Origin of the sequence: Ramlibacter sp. (assembly GCF_028292805.1) — a bacterium.
Taxonomy (GTDB): Bacteria; Pseudomonadota; Gammaproteobacteria; order Burkholderiales; family Burkholderiaceae_C; genus Ramlibacter.
The window spans coordinates 1-14,281 of sequence record NZ_JAQGLS010000211.1; the positions used below are offsets into that span (position 1 = coordinate 1).

General features: G+C 68.2%; 19 protein-coding genes. 7 read left to right on the forward strand and 12 right to left on the reverse strand.

All coding sequences use genetic code 11. The features are described 5' to 3' along the window. From JWP65_RS13030 to JWP65_RS13065, 8 genes are all read right to left on the reverse strand, one after another. The coding region (locus JWP65_RS13030) for a GTP-binding protein (protein ID WP_299764370.1) at nucleotides 1-599 on the reverse strand (599 nt) is incomplete at its 3' end. A 72-nt stretch (nucleotides 600-671) separates the two neighbouring features. Further along, entirely contained in the window at nucleotides 672-1,145 is a 474-nt protein-coding gene (gene rpsG / locus JWP65_RS13035) for a 30S ribosomal protein S7 (protein WP_299764372.1), read from the reverse strand. Between the two features lie 162 nt (nucleotides 1,146-1,307). Then, on the reverse strand, nucleotides 1,308-1,685 hold the full coding sequence (rpsL, locus tag JWP65_RS13040; protein ID WP_299764374.1) for a 30S ribosomal protein S12: 378 nt from the start codon (nucleotides 1,683-1,685) through the stop codon (nucleotides 1,308-1,310). Between the two features lie 196 nt (nucleotides 1,686-1,881). After that, a complete protein-coding gene (locus JWP65_RS13045) occupies nucleotides 1,882-3,027 on the reverse strand; it encodes a D-alanyl-D-alanine carboxypeptidase family protein (protein WP_299764376.1) in 1,146 nt (381 codons plus the stop codon). Between the two features lie 11 nt (nucleotides 3,028-3,038). Then, nucleotides 3,039-3,668, reverse strand: coding sequence for a CocE/NonD family hydrolase (locus JWP65_RS13050; protein WP_299764378.1), 630 nt, complete (start codon nucleotides 3,666-3,668; stop codon nucleotides 3,039-3,041). 94 nt (nucleotides 3,669-3,762) lie between these two features. Beyond that, nucleotides 3,763-4,104, reverse strand: coding sequence for a (2Fe-2S) ferredoxin domain-containing protein (locus JWP65_RS13055; protein ID WP_299764380.1), 342 nt, complete (start codon nucleotides 4,102-4,104; stop codon nucleotides 3,763-3,765). Beyond that, a complete protein-coding gene (locus JWP65_RS13060) occupies nucleotides 4,101-5,234 on the reverse strand; it encodes a VanZ family protein (protein WP_299764382.1) in 1,134 nt (377 codons plus the stop codon). Before JWP65_RS13060 ends, JWP65_RS13055 begins: the two co-directional genes overlap by 4 nt. After that, nucleotides 5,231-5,659, reverse strand: a complete 429-nt coding sequence (locus JWP65_RS13065) for a CopD family protein (protein ID WP_299764384.1) — start codon at nucleotides 5,657-5,659, stop codon at nucleotides 5,231-5,233. Before JWP65_RS13065 ends, JWP65_RS13060 begins: the two co-directional genes overlap by 4 nt. A gap of 283 nt (nucleotides 5,660-5,942) precedes the next feature. On the opposite strand from JWP65_RS13065, the gene hemB reads away from it, so the two are divergent. From hemB to JWP65_RS13080, 3 genes are read left to right on the forward strand one after another with little or no spacing between them, the layout of a single operon-like run. Next, the gene (gene hemB, locus JWP65_RS13070; RefSeq protein ID WP_299764386.1) at nucleotides 5,943-6,944 is read left to right on the forward strand and encodes a porphobilinogen synthase; all 1,002 of its coding nucleotides are present in this window, start codon (nucleotides 5,943-5,945) and stop codon (nucleotides 6,942-6,944) included. A 3-nt stretch (nucleotides 6,945-6,947) separates the two neighbouring features. Beyond that, entirely contained in the window at nucleotides 6,948-8,045 is a 1,098-nt protein-coding gene (locus JWP65_RS13075; protein WP_299764388.1) for a magnesium transporter CorA family protein, read from the forward strand. Continuing rightward, the gene (locus tag JWP65_RS13080) at nucleotides 8,042-8,791 is read left to right on the forward strand and encodes a DUF72 domain-containing protein (protein ID WP_299764390.1); all 750 of its coding nucleotides are present in this window, start codon (nucleotides 8,042-8,044) and stop codon (nucleotides 8,789-8,791) included. Before JWP65_RS13075 ends, JWP65_RS13080 begins: the two co-directional genes overlap by 4 nt. Here JWP65_RS13080 and JWP65_RS13085 read toward each other — a convergent pair. From JWP65_RS13085 to JWP65_RS13095, 3 genes are all read right to left on the reverse strand, one after another. After that, entirely contained in the window at nucleotides 8,774-9,427 is a 654-nt protein-coding gene (locus JWP65_RS13085) for a glutathione S-transferase family protein (protein WP_299764392.1), read from the reverse strand. The two genes, JWP65_RS13080 and JWP65_RS13085, sit on opposite strands and share 18 nt — an antisense overlap. A gap of 94 nt (nucleotides 9,428-9,521) precedes the next feature. Then, nucleotides 9,522-9,971: a hypothetical protein gene (locus JWP65_RS13090; protein ID WP_367280509.1), complete on the reverse strand. Its 450-nt coding sequence runs from the start codon at nucleotides 9,969-9,971 to the stop codon at nucleotides 9,522-9,524. 10 nt (nucleotides 9,972-9,981) lie between these two features. Then, nucleotides 9,982-10,665 carry a dienelactone hydrolase family protein gene (locus JWP65_RS13095; RefSeq protein ID WP_299764394.1) on the reverse strand — a complete coding sequence of 228 codons (684 nt, stop codon included), beginning with the start codon at nucleotides 10,663-10,665 and terminating at the stop codon, nucleotides 9,982-9,984. A 140-nt stretch (nucleotides 10,666-10,805) separates the two neighbouring features. On the opposite strand from JWP65_RS13095, the gene JWP65_RS13100 reads away from it, so the two are divergent. Next, a complete protein-coding gene (locus JWP65_RS13100) occupies nucleotides 10,806-11,552 on the forward strand; it encodes an SDR family oxidoreductase (protein ID WP_299764396.1) in 747 nt (248 codons plus the stop codon). Next, on the forward strand, nucleotides 11,552-12,049 hold the full coding sequence (locus JWP65_RS13105) for a MaoC family dehydratase (protein ID WP_299764398.1): 498 nt from the start codon (nucleotides 11,552-11,554) through the stop codon (nucleotides 12,047-12,049). The genes JWP65_RS13100 and JWP65_RS13105 overlap by 1 nt, the downstream gene beginning before the upstream one ends. Here JWP65_RS13105 and JWP65_RS13110 read toward each other — a convergent pair. Then, on the reverse strand, nucleotides 12,046-12,765 hold the full coding sequence (locus JWP65_RS13110) for a Crp/Fnr family transcriptional regulator (RefSeq protein ID WP_299764402.1): 720 nt from the start codon (nucleotides 12,763-12,765) through the stop codon (nucleotides 12,046-12,048). The genes JWP65_RS13105 and JWP65_RS13110 overlap by 4 nt on opposite strands. 131 nt (nucleotides 12,766-12,896) lie before the next feature. Between JWP65_RS13110 and JWP65_RS13115 the strand changes: the two genes are divergently transcribed. Continuing rightward, nucleotides 12,897-13,208 carry a BON domain-containing protein gene (locus JWP65_RS13115; protein WP_299764400.1) on the forward strand — a complete coding sequence of 104 codons (312 nt, stop codon included), beginning with the start codon at nucleotides 12,897-12,899 and terminating at the stop codon, nucleotides 13,206-13,208. A gap of 142 nt (nucleotides 13,209-13,350) precedes the next feature. Beyond that, a partial coding sequence (locus JWP65_RS13120) for a ShlB/FhaC/HecB family hemolysin secretion/activation protein (RefSeq protein ID WP_299764401.1) occupies nucleotides 13,351-14,281 on the forward strand: 931 nt, incomplete at its 3' end.

Consider the following 14,281-nt stretch of genomic DNA (forward strand, 5'->3'; position numbering starts at 1 on the left):
AAGCCCTGGGACGCATCGTCCCAGTAGATCGCCTTCATCTTGCGCAGGTCGACCACGCCCTTGAAGTTCTCTACCGCGCCGATCGGGATCACGATCGGCACCGGGGTGGCCTTCAGGCGCAGCTTCATCTGGTCGTAGACCTTGAAGAAGTTGGCGCCGGTGCGGTCCATCTTGTTGACGAACGCCAGCCGCGGCACCTTGTACTTGTTGGCCTGGCGCCAGACGGTTTCCGACTGCGGCTGCACGCCGCCGACGGCGCAATACACCATGCAGGCGCCGTCCAGCACGCGCATGGAGCGCTCCACCTCGATGGTGAAGTCCACGTGGCCGGGGGTGTCGATGATGTTGATGCGGTGCTCGGGATAGGACAGGTCCATGCCCTTCCAGAAGCAGGTCACTGCCGCAGAAGTGATCGTGATGCCACGCTCCTGCTCCTGCTCCATCCAGTCGGTGGTGGCGGCGCCATCGTGCACCTCGCCCAGCTTGTGGGTCACACCGGTATAGAACAGGATGCGCTCGGTCGTCGTCGTCTTGCCGGCGTCGATGTGCGCTGAGATACCGATGTTGCGGTAGCGCTCGATTGGCGTTTTGCGGGCCATGATGAGTCTTCTCTTTCAAAAGGGGCAGGCCCGCTCGTGGCGGGCCCGCACCGTGACGTGGGGTCGGTTTTTTTAGAAGCGGAAGTGGCTGAAGGCCTTGTTGGCCTCTGCCATGCGGTGCACTTCGTCACGCTTCTTCATGGCGCCGCCACGGCCTTCCGTGGCTTCCATGAGTTCGTTGGCCAGGCGCAGGGCCATGGACTTCTCGCCACGCTTCTTGGCGGCTTCCTTGAGCCAGCGCATGGACAGCGCCAGCCGGCGCACCGGGCGCACTTCCACCGGAACCTGGTAGTTGGCGCCGCCGACACGGCGGGACTTGACCTCGACCATGGGCTTGATGTTGCTGATGGCCATGGTGAAGGCCTCGACCGGGTCCCGGCCTGGGTTCTTCTTCTCGATCTGCTCGAGGGCACCGTAGACGATGCGCTCGGCGATGGCCTTCTTGCCGCCTTGCATGATGACGTTCATGAACTTGGCGAGTTCGACGTTGCCGTACTTGGGGTCCGGCAGGATTTCACGTTTAGGGACTTCGCGACGACGTGGCATTTCAAACCTCTTGCAATTGCTTCAGCTCGGCTTGTCCCTTGCGGGGGCCCAGGGAGCCATTCGGCATCCCGCTTACTCGACCCACAGGCAACATCGCCTGCTTCGGGTCACTACGCTGACTCAGCCTGCCAGGCTGGACAGCACCGACAAACCACCTGGCTGTTAAGCCTTCTTCGGGCGCTTGGCGCCGTACTTGGAACGAGACTGCTTGCGATCCTTCACGCCCTGCAGGTCCAGCGACCCGCGAACGATGTGGTAGCGCACGCCGGGCAAGTCCTTGACGCGGCCGCCGCGCACCAGGACCACCGAGTGTTCCTGCAGGTTGTGGCCTTCGCCGCCGATGTAGGAGATGACTTCGAAGCCGTTGGTCAGGCGAACCTTGGCGACCTTCCGCAGGGCGGAGTTGGGCTTCTTGGGCGTCGTGGTGTACACACGCGTGCACACGCCCCGCCGCTGGGGGCTGTTCTCGAGCGCAGGGCTTTTCGAGTTGATCTTTTCGACCGCTCGACCCTGGCGCACCAGTTGATTGATGGTTGGCATTAAGAAAACGTCCCTAAACGTCGTGAAAAAAAGAGAAAGCCTTCCCGCCCCAAATTGCGGGAAAGCCCGCGAGTATATCGCGGCGGGGGAAAACCCTCAAGGACAGCGGCCGCCGGGGCAACCGGGCCGCCTCATCGGCGAGATCCCGGCCTGCGCCGGGACTACACTGCGCGCCGCCCCGGCGCTTGGCGCAGAGTCATTTGATCCACAAGCGGATCGCGTCCCAGGCCCGCCCGAAGATACCGGCTTGGCCGACCGCCTCCAGCGCCACCAGCGGGACTTCGCGCAGCACCTGGTCGCCCGAGAGGATCTTCAGGGTGCCCAGCTGCTGACCCTTGGTGAACGGCGCCACCAGCGGGTCGGTGCGGGCCACCTGGGTCTTGACCTTCGCACCGCTGCCGGCCGGAACGGCCAGCACGATGGGCTGGATCTGGCCCAGCTTGATAGTATCGGCCGTGCCCTTCCAGACCGGCGGCTCCAGCACGGCCTGGTTGGCGTCGAACAGCTTGAGCCCTTCGTAGGCGGTGAAGCCCCAGTTCAGGAGCTTTTGCGCCTCGTTGGCGCGGGCAGCCTCGCTGCTGGCGCCCAGCACGATGGCCACCAGCCGGCGCCCGGCCAGGTTCGGGAAGTCGCGCTTGGCGGTGGCAATCAGGCAATAGCCGGCCGCGTCCGTGTGGCCGGTCTTGAGGCCATCCACCGTCGGGTCGCGAAACAGCAGCGTGTTGCGGTTGGTGTCGTTGGCCGTGGGCGTGCCCTGGTAGCGGTACTTCTTGATCGAGTAGTAGTGCAGGTACTCGGGAAAGTCATGCATCAGCCGGGTGGCCAGCACGCCCAGGTCGCGCGCGGTGGTTGTGTGGCCGGGCGCCGTCAGACCCTCCGGATTGCGGTAGCCGGTGTTCTTCAGGCCCAGCACCTTGGCTTGCTGGTTCATCAGTTCGACGAAGCGCTCGGCCGTGCCGCCAACGCCTTCGGCCAGCGCCATGGTGGCGTCGTTGCCCGACTGCACGATCATGCCCTTGATCAGGTCGTCCACCGGCACCTGCATCTTCGGGTCGATGAACATCCGGGAGCCCGGCATCTTCCAGGCCCGCTCGCTCACCGGCAGGGCTTGTTTCAGGTCGATCTTCTTGTTCTTGAGCGCCTCGAACACGAGGTAGCCCGTCATCAGCTTGGTCAGCGATGCCGGCTCCACCGGCGAATCCGGGTCGCGCGCGGCCAGCACCTGGTTGGCGCTGACGTCGAGCAGCAGGTAGCTGCGGGCGGCGACTTCGGGGGGTTGCGGGGCCTGGGCGGCGGCGGAAAGGCAGAAAAAAGCCAGCAAGGGCGCGATGAGCGCCTGCATCCAACGAGTAGTCATCCGTGCGTTCGCAGGTGGCGGACCACCAGGTTCTTGAGAAGCGGCAATTGTCCGTGAAAGAAATGCTCGACCCCGGGCACCACCGTAACCGAAAGTGACTGCGGCCGGGCCCAATCGAGCACCGACTGCAGCGGCACGGTGTCGTCCACCTCGCCGTGGATGATCAGCGTGCGGTCGTGACTGTCCGCCGGCAATACCGGCACTGCAAAGCGCGAGGCCGCGGTGCCGACCAGCACCACCGGGCCCAGCTCGCGCCCGGCGGCCAGGCTGGCGACGGCCTGGGCCGTCACGAATGCGCCGAAGGAAAAACCGGCCAGCGCGAGTTCGCCTTCGGCCGCCAGCGCCCGCACGGTGGCCAGCAGGTCCTGCAGTTCGCCGCGGCCTTCGTCGTAGGCGCCTTCGCTGCCCCCGACGCCGCGGAAATTGAAACGGACGGCCGTCCAGCCGGACTGCACGAAGGCGCGGGCCAGGGTCTGCACCACCTTGTTGTCCATGGTGCCGCCATGCAGCGGATGCGGATGGGCGATGACGGCGACGCCGCGCGGCTGCCCTTCAGGCTGGTCGCGCAGCACCTCGATGCGACCGGCCGGACCGGCAACGTCGAGCCGCTCGGTGCGGGCGTTCATTCGGCAACCTCTCCCAGGCTTGCCCGCTTCGCGGCCTGCGCCTCCCCCCTCCGCAAGCGGAGGGGGCGAGCGCCTTCGGGCGGCCGTGCGGCGCTCATCGCCCCAGGTGCGGCGGCGTCACGAGCCGCTCGACCACCTTGCCGTTCTGCAGGTGCGACTCGACGATCTCGTCGATGTCGCTGGCGTCCACGTAGGTGTACCAGGTGCCTTCCGGGTAGACCACCGCGATCGGGCCACCCTGGCAACGATCGAGGCAACCGGCCTTGTTCACCCGCACCTTGCCCGGCCCGGCCAGGCCGCGCGCCTTGACCTGCGACTTGCAGCGGTCGAACGCCTGCTGGGCGTCGTGATCGGCGCAGCAGGCCTCCCCGTTCTCGCGCTTGTTCAGGCAAAAGAAGATGTGGTGGCGGTAGTACTGGGCAGGCGGCGCGGTCATGCGGCGATTGTAGGAGGCGCCTCCCGCCGCGAAACTCGCACCAGCACATACAACAGGGCTGCATAGGGCCACAGCCAGCCCAGCCACTGGGCCAGGCCGTGAAAGCGGATGAACTGGCCCTGCTCCCATGCCAGCAGGGTCTGCGCGAAGTAGGCGCTGGCCGATGCCTGGTTGAGCACGCTCAGGTGCACCACCAGCGCCAGTAGCAGCACCGCCGCGCAGCCGCGCCGGGGCACCGGCAGCATCAATAGTGCCAGGCCGAGGCCGACGCTCAGGCCGATGCGCACCGGCAAGGTCAGCCAGGCCCAGGCGTGGGCCGGCCCCCAGCTGAGCGCCGCCGACAGCGCCGTCACGGCGATGCCCGCGGCCACCGCCAGCAGCGCGAACACGGCGCGGCGGCCGGCCGAGCGCACCACCGAGTAGGCCAGCAGGCAGGGGATGAAGGCCCCCAGCGCCACGCACAACAGCTCGGCGGCCGGCACCAGCGGCTGCAGCTCCACCTCGCGAAACGGCAGCCATTCCAGAAAGGGCGTGTCTTCCAGCCACTCGGCGATGAAGGTCTCCAGCCGCTCCAGCACCTGGCCCAGCCCGAGCGGCACCGCCGCCGGGAACAGCAGCGCGCACGGCCACAGCGCCAGCAGCACCAGCGCCCCGCGCGACTCGGGCACGAACCAGCGATCCCGAAAGCGGCTCCAGCGGTCGATGGCGCCGCCCAGTTCCAGGCCGGCGGCGACGATGGCGCCGATCAGCGAGCCGCCGATGTTCAGGCCGAAGTCGACGTTCGAAGGCACCCGGTACGGCAGGTAGCTTTGCGCTGCCTCCATCGCCAGCGACAGCAAGGCGCCGGCCAGCGTGGCCACCGCGACCGCTGCCGCATTGCTGGTCGGCGCGAAGGTGAAGCTGCCGCGCCGAATGAAGCTCAGCGCCAGCAAAAAGCCCAGCGGCACGTAGCCGACCACGTTGGCGGCGACGTCGAAGCCGGTCCAGTATTTCGGCCAGGCGCTGGTGAGGAAGGCCCACGGCGCGATGCCCTGGTCGCGCCAGCCGGAGAAAGGGTAGAGGCTGGCATAGACCACCAGCGCTGCATAGGCGCCCGCCAGCGGCCAGGCCGAGGTTTTGTGGCGGGTCAAAACGGCTTCACCACGACCAGAATGACGGCTGCCGTCAGCAACAGCACCGGCAGCTCATTGAACCAGCGGAACCAGCGGTGGCTGCGCCGGCTGGTTCCCGCCGCCAGCCTGCGCAGCAGCACCGCGCAGGCATGGTGGTAGCCCAGCGTGAGCGCCACCACCGCCAGCTTGGCATGCATCCAGCCGTTGCCGCCGCCGCGGCCGATGCCGTAGCCCAGCCAGAGCCAGGCCCCGAGCGCCAGCGCCGGCAGCGCCAGCAGCGTGGCAAAGCGCAGCAGCTTGCGCGCCATCAGCAGCAGGCGCTCGCGCTCGGCCTCGGAGCCGGGCGGCACCATGGCCAGGTTGACGAAGATGCGCGGCAGGTAGAACAGGCCGGCGAACCAGCTGGCTACGAAGACGACGTGGAAAGCCTTGACCCAGAGCATGGTCCGAGTTTACGCAGCGCCGGCGCGCCACGGCCGGGCAAAAAAAGCCCCGACCGACGGTCGGGGCGGCAAGCCTTTTTGCTGTCACACATCAAGGCGCCCGCTCAGGGAGGAAAAGCGGGGAGCGGCAAGCCGCCCACGCGTAATTTAACAAACCGGGCCTGCGCTTTCAAGACGCCGACCCTGACGTGGTCCCCACATCCGTGGACTCGTTCCGCCGGGACTGCGCAACATTCGACTGCCGTGGCGTGCATGCGACCGCGCATCGGGCACAATTTTCCACATGACACCATTCGCCCCCTTTCCGCAGGGCCGCCCGCGTCGGCTGCGGCGCGACGCTTTCACCCGCAACCTGGTGCGCGAACATGCGCTGACCGCCAGCGACCTGATCTACCCGGTGTTCGTGCGCGAAGGCCGCAACCAGCGTGAGGCGGTGGCCTCCATGCCCGGCGTCGAACGCGTCAGCCTCGACCTGCTGCTGCCCGTGGCCGAGCAATGCGTGGCCCTGGGCATTCCGGTGCTGGCGCTGTTCCCGGTGATCGACCCCTCCCTGAAGACCCCCGACGGCCGCGAGGCCTGCAACCCCGAGGGGCTGGTGCCGCGCGTCGTGCAGGCGCTCAAAAAGGAATTCCCGCAGCTGGGCCTGATGACCGACGTGGCGCTGGACCCTTTCACCAGCCACGGCCAGGACGGCCTGCTCGACGAGACCGGCTACATCCTGAACGAGGAGACGGTGGCGGTGCTGGTGCAGCAGGCGCTGACGCAGGCGCAGGCCGGTGTCGACATCGTCGCGCCGTCCGACATGATGGACGGGCGCATCGGCGCGGTCCGCAACGCGCTCGAGGCCAAGGGCCTGATCCACACCCGGATCATGGCCTACAGCGCCAAGTACGCCAGCGCTTTCTACGGCCCGTTCCGGGACGCGGTCGGTTCGGCCGCCAACCTGGGCAAGAGCGACAAGAAGGTCTACCAGATGGACCCGGGCAACACCGACGAGGCGCTGCGCGAGGTGGCGATGGACATCGCCGAAGGCGCCGACATGGTGATGGTCAAGCCCGGCATGCCCTACCTGGACGTGGTGCGGCGGGTCAAGGACACCTTCCACGTGCCGACCTTCGCCTACCAGGTCTCCGGCGAGTACGCGATGCTCAAGGCGGCCGCCGCCAATGGCTGGCTGGACCACGATGCGGTGATGATGGAAGCGCTGCTGGCCTTCAAGCGCGCGGGCGCCGACGGCGTGCTGACGTACTTCGCGCTGGAAGCGGCCCGCAAGCTCAAGGCCTAGCAAGTGAAGATCGTCGAATTCGGCGCCGGCACGCTCAGGTTTCTCGAACAGCCGCCGCCGAAGGCGCCGGAGGGCGGTTTTGTCTGGATCTACCTGGAGCGCGACGCCCTGGAGACCGACCTGCCGCTGCTGCAGCAGGCCGCGCAGGCCCTGGGCGGCTCGCCGCTGCTGGACCTGCACCTGAAGGACATCGCCAACCGCTCGCACCCTTCGCGCTACGACTACACCTCGGTTTACGACCTGGTGATCTTCCGGCGGCTGGCAACCGACGAAGAGGTCAGGATCGAAGTGGGCGACGCGCTGCCGCCGGCCGACACGCCGCTGGCCGCCTTCAGCCGGATCCGCACCCGCGCCATCGGCTTCGTGGTGTTCGACCGCCTGCTGGTGACGGTGCACCCAACCGGTTGCGACGCGGCGCGCAGCTTCATCCAGCGCTTTCTGGGCGACGTGGTGCAAAGCGAAGGGATGACCTCGGTGGCCCGCAGCCGGCTGCCGGCCAGCCCGGCCGACCTGATGCTGCGCATGCTCAACATGATGGTGGACGGCTACCTGGAGTTGCGCAAGGAACTGAGCGCCGAACTCGATCAGTGGCAGCAGGAGCTGATGGACGCGCGCAACCGGGGCGCCGACTGGAGCGCGCTGATGAGCGCGCGCAACGCGCTGCACACGCTGGAAGATCTGTGCGAGGAGCAGAACGACGCCATGCAGGAGTGGCTGGACACGCAGCGCGAGCAGCCTTCGCCCACCCTGGCCCAGACCGAGCGCGACAGCCTGCTGGCGCGCGCGCGTGACGTGGTCGAGCACATCCAGCGGGTGGTGCACCACGTGCGCCGCATGGAAGCCGGCGCCGAAAGCGCGGTCCAGATCCACTTTTCGGCGCAGGGCCACCGCACCAACGAGATCATGCGCACGCTGACCGCGTTGACAGCCATCTTCCTGCCGCTGAACCTGATCGCCGGCGTATTCGGCATGAACTTCGACTTCCTGCCGCTGACGCATGCCAGCAGCGGCTTTTGGTTGACGCTGGGCTCCATGGCCTTGATCGCGGTGACGCTGGGCGTGGTGTTCTGGCGCAAGCACTACCTGGCGCGCGCGCGTTGACGGTCGCCGGCGCACGCATCCTGATCGGCTGCGCCGGCTGGAGCCTGCCGCGCGCGGTGCAGCAGGCTTTCGGCAAAGGCGACAGCCACCTGGCGCGCTATGCGACGCGCTTTCCCGTCACCGAGATCAACGCATCCTTTCACCGGCCCATCAAGCGCGCGCTGTACCAGAAGTGGGCGGCCGCCGTGCCGCGCGGCTTCGGCTTTTGCGCCAAGCTGCCCAGGACGATCACGCACGAGCGCAAGCTGGCCGGCTGCGAAGAGCTGCTCGCGACGTTCCTCGATGAAGCAGGCGGCCTGGGCGACAAGCTGCACTGCCTGCTGGTGCAGCTGCCGCCCAAGCTGGAATTCGACGCCGCCGTCGCCGCACCTTTCCTGCACTTGCTGCGCGAACGCTTTGCCGGCGCGCTGGCCTGCGAGCCGCGCCATGCGAGCTGGTTCGAGCCCGAGGCCGACGCGCTACTGGCTTCGCTGCGGATCGCGCGGGTGCTGGCCGACCCGGTGCGGCACGAGCCCGGCCGGCTGCCGGGCGGCTGGCCGCAGCGCGCGTACCTGCGGCTGCACGGCTCGCCGCGCATGTACTACTCGTCGTACCCGCCCCAGCTGTTGCGCGCGCTGGCGCTGCGCATCCGGCAGGCGACGGCCGCCGGCGCCGAAGTGTGGTGCGTCTTTGACAACACCGCATCGGGCGCGGCCACGGCCGATGCCCTCGCTCTGTCCCGCCTGTTGTCAGACGAAGGGCTCTGACAGCTGCTCGGCCACCAGCACCCGCTGCACCGCCGGCCGCTCCAGCATGCGACGGGCGTAGGGCCCAAGCTGCGGCAGCTCGCGCGCCTTCCCGGCGGCGAAATTGCGGGTCCAGCGGCACATGGTGAAGGCGTAGGCATCGAGCCCGCTGTAGCCGGCGCCGAGCAGCCAGGGGCCGCCGTTGCGCGCCACCAGGGCATCGAGCTGCTGCATCAGGCCCACGATCCTGGTGTGGGCGGCGGCCTTGACCTGCGCCGCGCCTTCGATGTTGCCGGCGTCGAGCAGCCGCTCCGGATAGAAGTAGACGATCATCGTGGCCTGCAGCGTGTTGGTCAGCCACATCAGCCACTTGTAGAACTCGGCCCGCTGCGGCGTGCCGTTGGCCGGCGCCAGCCGCGCCTGCGGTTGCGTGTCGCACAGGTGCAGCACGATGGCCGCCGTCTCGTAGAGCACCAGCGCGCCGTCGGTCAGCACCGGGATCAACCCGTTCGGGTTGAGCTTGAGGTAGCCGGGCGCCTTGTGCGCGTTCTGCAGCCGGTCCACCAGCACCCTTTCGTACGGAACGCCGATTTCCTCCAGCATGATGTGCGGGATCATCGCCGCGGTGCTTGGGTAGTAGTGCAGTTGCATCGTCATTGTTTCAGCCCGAACATCGATGCCGCGTTGTCCCATGCGATGCCGCGCGCGACGTCCGGCGGCAGCTCGCCCAGCCAGGTGCGGTAGCCCTTCATCAGGTCGTCGTAAGACCGCCAGCGGCCATTGACCCAGGTGTCGAGCCGACCAGGAAGCGCTCGGGTATTTCAGGATCAGCTGGCGCCACTCGGCGCACAGCCTTCGCAGGTGAGCCCGGGGCGGAGGACAGCTCGCCCATGAGGCCCGGGTAGCGCGCCAGCAGCGCGTCGACCCGCGCCACCGAAGCGTCGCCTATGCCGGTGTGGGCCCAGATCAGCCGCAGCTTGCCGCCCCTGCTCGGCGTGTGCGCCATCAGCAGGTCGACGGCCGCGTCGTCCACGTGCGCCAGCACGGCCAGATCCTTGTCCTCGGCCAGCACCATCAGCTTGCGCGCCACCGGGCCGTTGGCATTGCCGCTGTCGTACAGGTGGAACTCGCCCAGGTCGCCCGCGGTGGCCAGGCCGGCCACGCCCGACAGCACAGCCAGCGCGCAGGCGCTGGCAAGCACGCTTGGCGCGTCAGCCCAGGTGCCTGGCGAAGAACTCCAGCGTGCGCTGCTGGGCCAGCTTGGCCGATGGCGCGTCGTAGGAGCCGCGCTGGTCGCAGTTGAAGCCGTGGTTGGCGTGGTAGATGTGCACCTCGACTTGTGGGTGCGCCTTCTTGAAGGCTTCCACGCTGTCCAGCGGGATCCAGTGGTCCTGGTCGCCGAAGTGCGCCTGCACCGGCACCTTCGGCTTGCGGGCGATCTCGTCCGGCGTGGTCATGCCGCCGCCGTAATAAGGCGCGGCGGCGCTCAGGCCGTCCAGTTCGCAAGCGGACCGCCACGTCAGCAGCCCACCATAGCAGAAGCCGACGATGCCGACCTTGCCGGCCTGGGAGGCGTGCTGGATCGCGGCCTGGATGTCCTGCATGACGCCGGGCGACGGCAGCGCCTCGACGGCGGTCTTGAGCGCCATGCCCGCGCCCATGTCGTCCTGGCTGTAGCCCAGGTCGACGCCCGGCTTGACGCGCTGGAAGATCGCCGGCGCCACGGCCAGGTAGCCGTGCGCCGCATAGAAGTCGGCGACCGACTGGATGTGCGAGTTGACGCCGAAGATCTCCTGGATCACCACCACGCCGCCCTTGGCGGCGCCGGCCGGCTGGGCGACGTAGACGGGGCTGGCGTGCCCGTCGGCTGCCTTGAGATCGATGAATTGGCCCATGAAAAAATCTCCTTGTTGGTTGGTCGGTCGAACGGCAAAGCCGCGAGCTTCCATCATCGCGCACCTGCGCGTCAACCCGGGCGGTGCCCATTTGTTCTAATGGCACGGCAGCCGCGGGGGGCGCGGCACGAGGATACGACGTGCAAGAAGTTCTCCTGGTCACCGGCGGCAGCCGGGGCATCGGCGCCGCCACCGCCTTGCTGGCGGCGCGCAAGGGCTATGCCGTCGCGGTCAATTACGCCAGCAACGAAGACGCCGCCGCGCTGGTGGTGGCCGCCATCCGCGCCGGCGGCGGCACCGCCATCGCGGTGCAGGCCGACGTGGCCGACGAGCGCCAGGTGCTTGCGATGTACGCGCAGGTGGACAGCCAGCTGGGCCGCCTCACCGCCCTGGTCAACAACGCGGGGGTGGTCGACCGCACCGCGCGCGTCGACGAGATGAGTCTCGAGCGGCTCAAGCGCATGTTCGACATCAACGTGATCGGCAGCTTTGTCTGCGCCCGTGAAGCGATCAAGCGCATGAGCACGCGCCACGGCGGCGGCGGCGGCGCCATCGTCAACGTCTCCAGCGCCGCGGCCCGTCTGGGCGCGCCCGGCCAGTATGTCGACTACGCGGCGGCCAAGGGCGCCATCGACAGCTTCACCATCGGGCTGGCCAAGGAAGTGGCAGCCGAGGGCATTCGGGTCAATGCGGTGCGGCCGGGCCTGATCGACACCGAAATCCACGCCTCCGGCGGCATTCCCGACCGGGTGCAGCAGCTGGCGCAACAGGTGCCGATGCTGCGCGGCGGCAGCGCCGAGGAAGTGGCGCAGGCCATCGTCTGGCTGCTGTCGGCGCAGGCCAGCTACACCACCATGTCGCTGGTCGAAGTGTCGGGAGGCCGTTGATGGCCGGGCGCATCCACTGGGAAGACCTGACGCCGGGCAGCGTGCGCGAACTGGGCAGCACGGGCGTCACCGCCGACGAGATCAAGGAGTTCGCCGGCCGCTACGACCCGCAGCCTTTCCACCTCGACGAAGAGGCCGGGCGGCAGTCGCTGTTCGGCGGCCTGTGCGCCAGCGGCTGGCACACCTGCGCGCTGGTGATGCGCCTGACGGTGGACAACATGCTCAGAGACTCGACCAGCCTTGGCTCGCCCGGGCTGGAGAGCCTGCGCTGGCTCAAGCCGGTGTACCCCGGCGACCGCCTGTCGCTGCGCCACACGATCCTGGAAGCGCGCGGCCTGCGCAAGCGCCCCGACACCGGGCTGGTGCGTGGGCGCTGGGACCTGTTCAACCAGGACGGCGCCAAGGTGCTGGAAATGGAGGGCTACGCCTTCTTCGGCCGCCGCCACCCGGCGACCGCGGACGAGTTGATCGCGCTCGACGCGCAGCGAATCGTTTAGGTCGCCTTGATGTCCGGCAGCAGCCGGTCGTATTCCTTCTTGACGACGGCGTAGCACTCGCACGAGCGCTGCTCGAGCGCCGCCCGGTCCAGCACGCTGATGCGGCCGCGCTCGTAGCGGATCAGCCCGTCGCGCTGCAGCTGGCCGGCGGCTTCGGTGATGCTGGCGCGGCGCACGCCCAGGATGGTCGACAGCAGCTCCTGCGTCATCACCAGCTGGCTGGAGTGCAGCCGGTCGAGCGTCAGCAGCAACCACCGGCACAGCTGCTGGTCGACCGCGTGGTGGCGGTTGCACACCGAAGTCTGCGCCATCTGGGTGATCAACGCCTGGGTGTAGCGCAGCAACAGGTGCAGCACCGGGCCGCCCCGGTTGAACTCCGCCATCAGCAGACTGGCCTTCAGACGGAACCCGGTGCCGGCGGCCTGCACCATCGCCTGGCTGGAGGTCGAGCCGCCGCCCATGAACAGCGAAATGCCGATCAGTCCCTCGTTGCCGACCACGGCGATCTCGGCCGAGGCGCCGTTTTCCATCACGTACAACAGCGAAACGATGGCGGTAGCCGGAAAGTACACATGCGACAACTTGCCGCCGGGTTCGTAGAGCACGTCGCCCAAGGCCATGGCCACCGGCTCGAGATGCGGGAGGAGACGCTGCCACTCGGGCTCGGCAAGCGCGGCCAGTAGCCAATTCTGGCGGGGATCCGGGGTGGCGGAAATAAAGGGACTCCGTACTGAGCCGGCAGTATAGAAGAACGCCGCCTTTTTTTGTCGTGGCTGTACGGTGGCGGACAGACAGGTCCGCCCTGCCTGCCTACCCTCGCGACAATTCATCCAAGGAAACGATCGTCATGAACACCCGCACCCTCTTCACCGCCGCCCTGGCAGCCTCCCTCATCGCTCTGTCGGGCTGCGCCGTCACCCGCGGCCAGGAAACCGTCGGTGCCTACATCGACGACAGCGCCATCACCACCTCGGTGAAGGCCCGCTTCGTCGACAACAAGTCGGTCGACGCGGCCAGCATCAAGGTCGAGACCCTCAATGGCACCGTGCTGCTGTCGGGTTTCGCCAAGAACGGGGCCGAGAAGAACACCGCCGAGAGCATTGCCCGTGACGTCAAGGGCGTGAAGTCGGTGCGCAACGAGATCGCCGTCCGCCCGTAAGCGGAGTTTCCCAGCCCGCGCGCCCAACGCGCGGGTCGCGCTGACGCAGGGGCAATGCCCCTGCAGTCGCGCGTGAGCGCCTGGAACAACGCGCAGCACGCCGGCAAACAACCCAACCCGCGCCCGCCGCGGAGGAATCTCAGTGAAAAGAATCATCCTTCCCGCAGCCTTGCTGGCTTTCAGCCATGGGCTGCTGGCACAGCAGCCGCCCAGTGGCGGTGCCCTGCAGGTGCCACCCGCGCCCACCTTGCCGCGGTCCGCGCCTGACATCCGCATCGAACAACGCGCCACGCTGCCCGCACCCAGTGCAGAGGCCGTCCGCATCCCGGTCAGTTCCTTGCGGGTGCACGGCGCCACCGTCTATCCCGAAGCCGAACTGCTGGCCCTGGCGCGGTTCACCCCCGGCAGCGAGCTGGCCCTGGTCGACCTGCAGGCCATGGCCGCGCGCATAACCGACCATTACCGCCGCAACGGCTACTTCGTGGCCCAGGCTTACCTGCCCGCGCAAGACATCCGTGACGGCGTCGTGACCATCGCCGTGACCGAGGGCCGGCTGGGCAGCGTCCAGCTGAACAACCAGAGCAAGCTGTCGGACGGCGTCGCCCGCAGCGCGCTGGCCGGCCTGGACAACGGCGCCGTGATCGCCACCGGCCCGTTCGAGAACCGCCTGTTGTTGCTGTCGGACGTGCCGGGCGTGAACGTCCGCTCCACCCTGGTGCCGGGCGCCGCGCCGGGCACCTCGGACCTGATGGTGGACGTCACCCCCGGCCGGCGCTTGACGGGCAGCATCGACGCCGATAACGGCGGCAACCGCTACACCGGCGCCTATCGGCTCGGCGCCACGGTCAACCTGAACAATCCGCTGGGCCTGGGTGACGTGGCAAGCCTGCGTGTGCTCAGCTCCGGCTCCGGCCTGCGCTATGCACGCGGGTCGTACCAGCTGCAGGCGGGGCGCGGCCAGCTGGGCATCGCCTACAGCCGGCTCGACTACGAGCTGGGCAAAGAGTTCGCCAGCCTGCGCGCGCACGGCACGGCGCAGATCGCCAGCGTGTTCGGCCGCTACCCGCTGCTGC

Coding starts and splice junctions, on each gene's coding strand:
- rpsG (WP_299764372.1), bottom strand. CDS start 1,145: ATGCCACGTCGTCGCGAAGTCCCTAAACGTGAAATCCTGCCGGACCCC.
- rpsL (WP_299764374.1), bottom strand. CDS start 1,685: ATGCCAACCATCAATCAACTGGTGCGCCAGGGTCGAGCGGTCGAAAAG.
- JWP65_RS13045 (WP_299764376.1), bottom strand. CDS start 3,027: ATGCAGGCGCTCATCGCGCCCTTGCTGGCTTTTTTCTGCCTTTCCGCC.
- JWP65_RS13050 (WP_299764378.1), bottom strand. CDS start 3,668: ATGAACGCCCGCACCGAGCGGCTCGACGTTGCCGGTCCGGCCGGTCGC.
- JWP65_RS13055 (WP_299764380.1), bottom strand. CDS start 4,104: ATGACCGCGCCGCCTGCCCAGTACTACCGCCACCACATCTTCTTTTGC.
- JWP65_RS13065 (WP_299764384.1), bottom strand. CDS start 5,659: ATGCTCTGGGTCAAGGCTTTCCACGTCGTCTTCGTAGCCAGCTGGTTC.
- hemB (WP_299764386.1), top strand. CDS start 5,943: ATGACACCATTCGCCCCCTTTCCGCAGGGCCGCCCGCGTCGGCTGCGG.
- JWP65_RS13085 (WP_299764392.1), bottom strand. CDS start 9,427: ATGACGATGCAACTGCACTACTACCCAAGCACCGCGGCGATGATCCCG.
- JWP65_RS13095 (WP_299764394.1), bottom strand. CDS start 10,665: ATGGGCCAATTCATCGATCTCAAGGCAGCCGACGGGCACGCCAGCCCC.
- JWP65_RS13105 (WP_299764398.1), top strand. CDS start 11,552: ATGGCCGGGCGCATCCACTGGGAAGACCTGACGCCGGGCAGCGTGCGC.
- JWP65_RS13115 (WP_299764400.1), top strand. CDS start 12,897: ATGAACACCCGCACCCTCTTCACCGCCGCCCTGGCAGCCTCCCTCATC.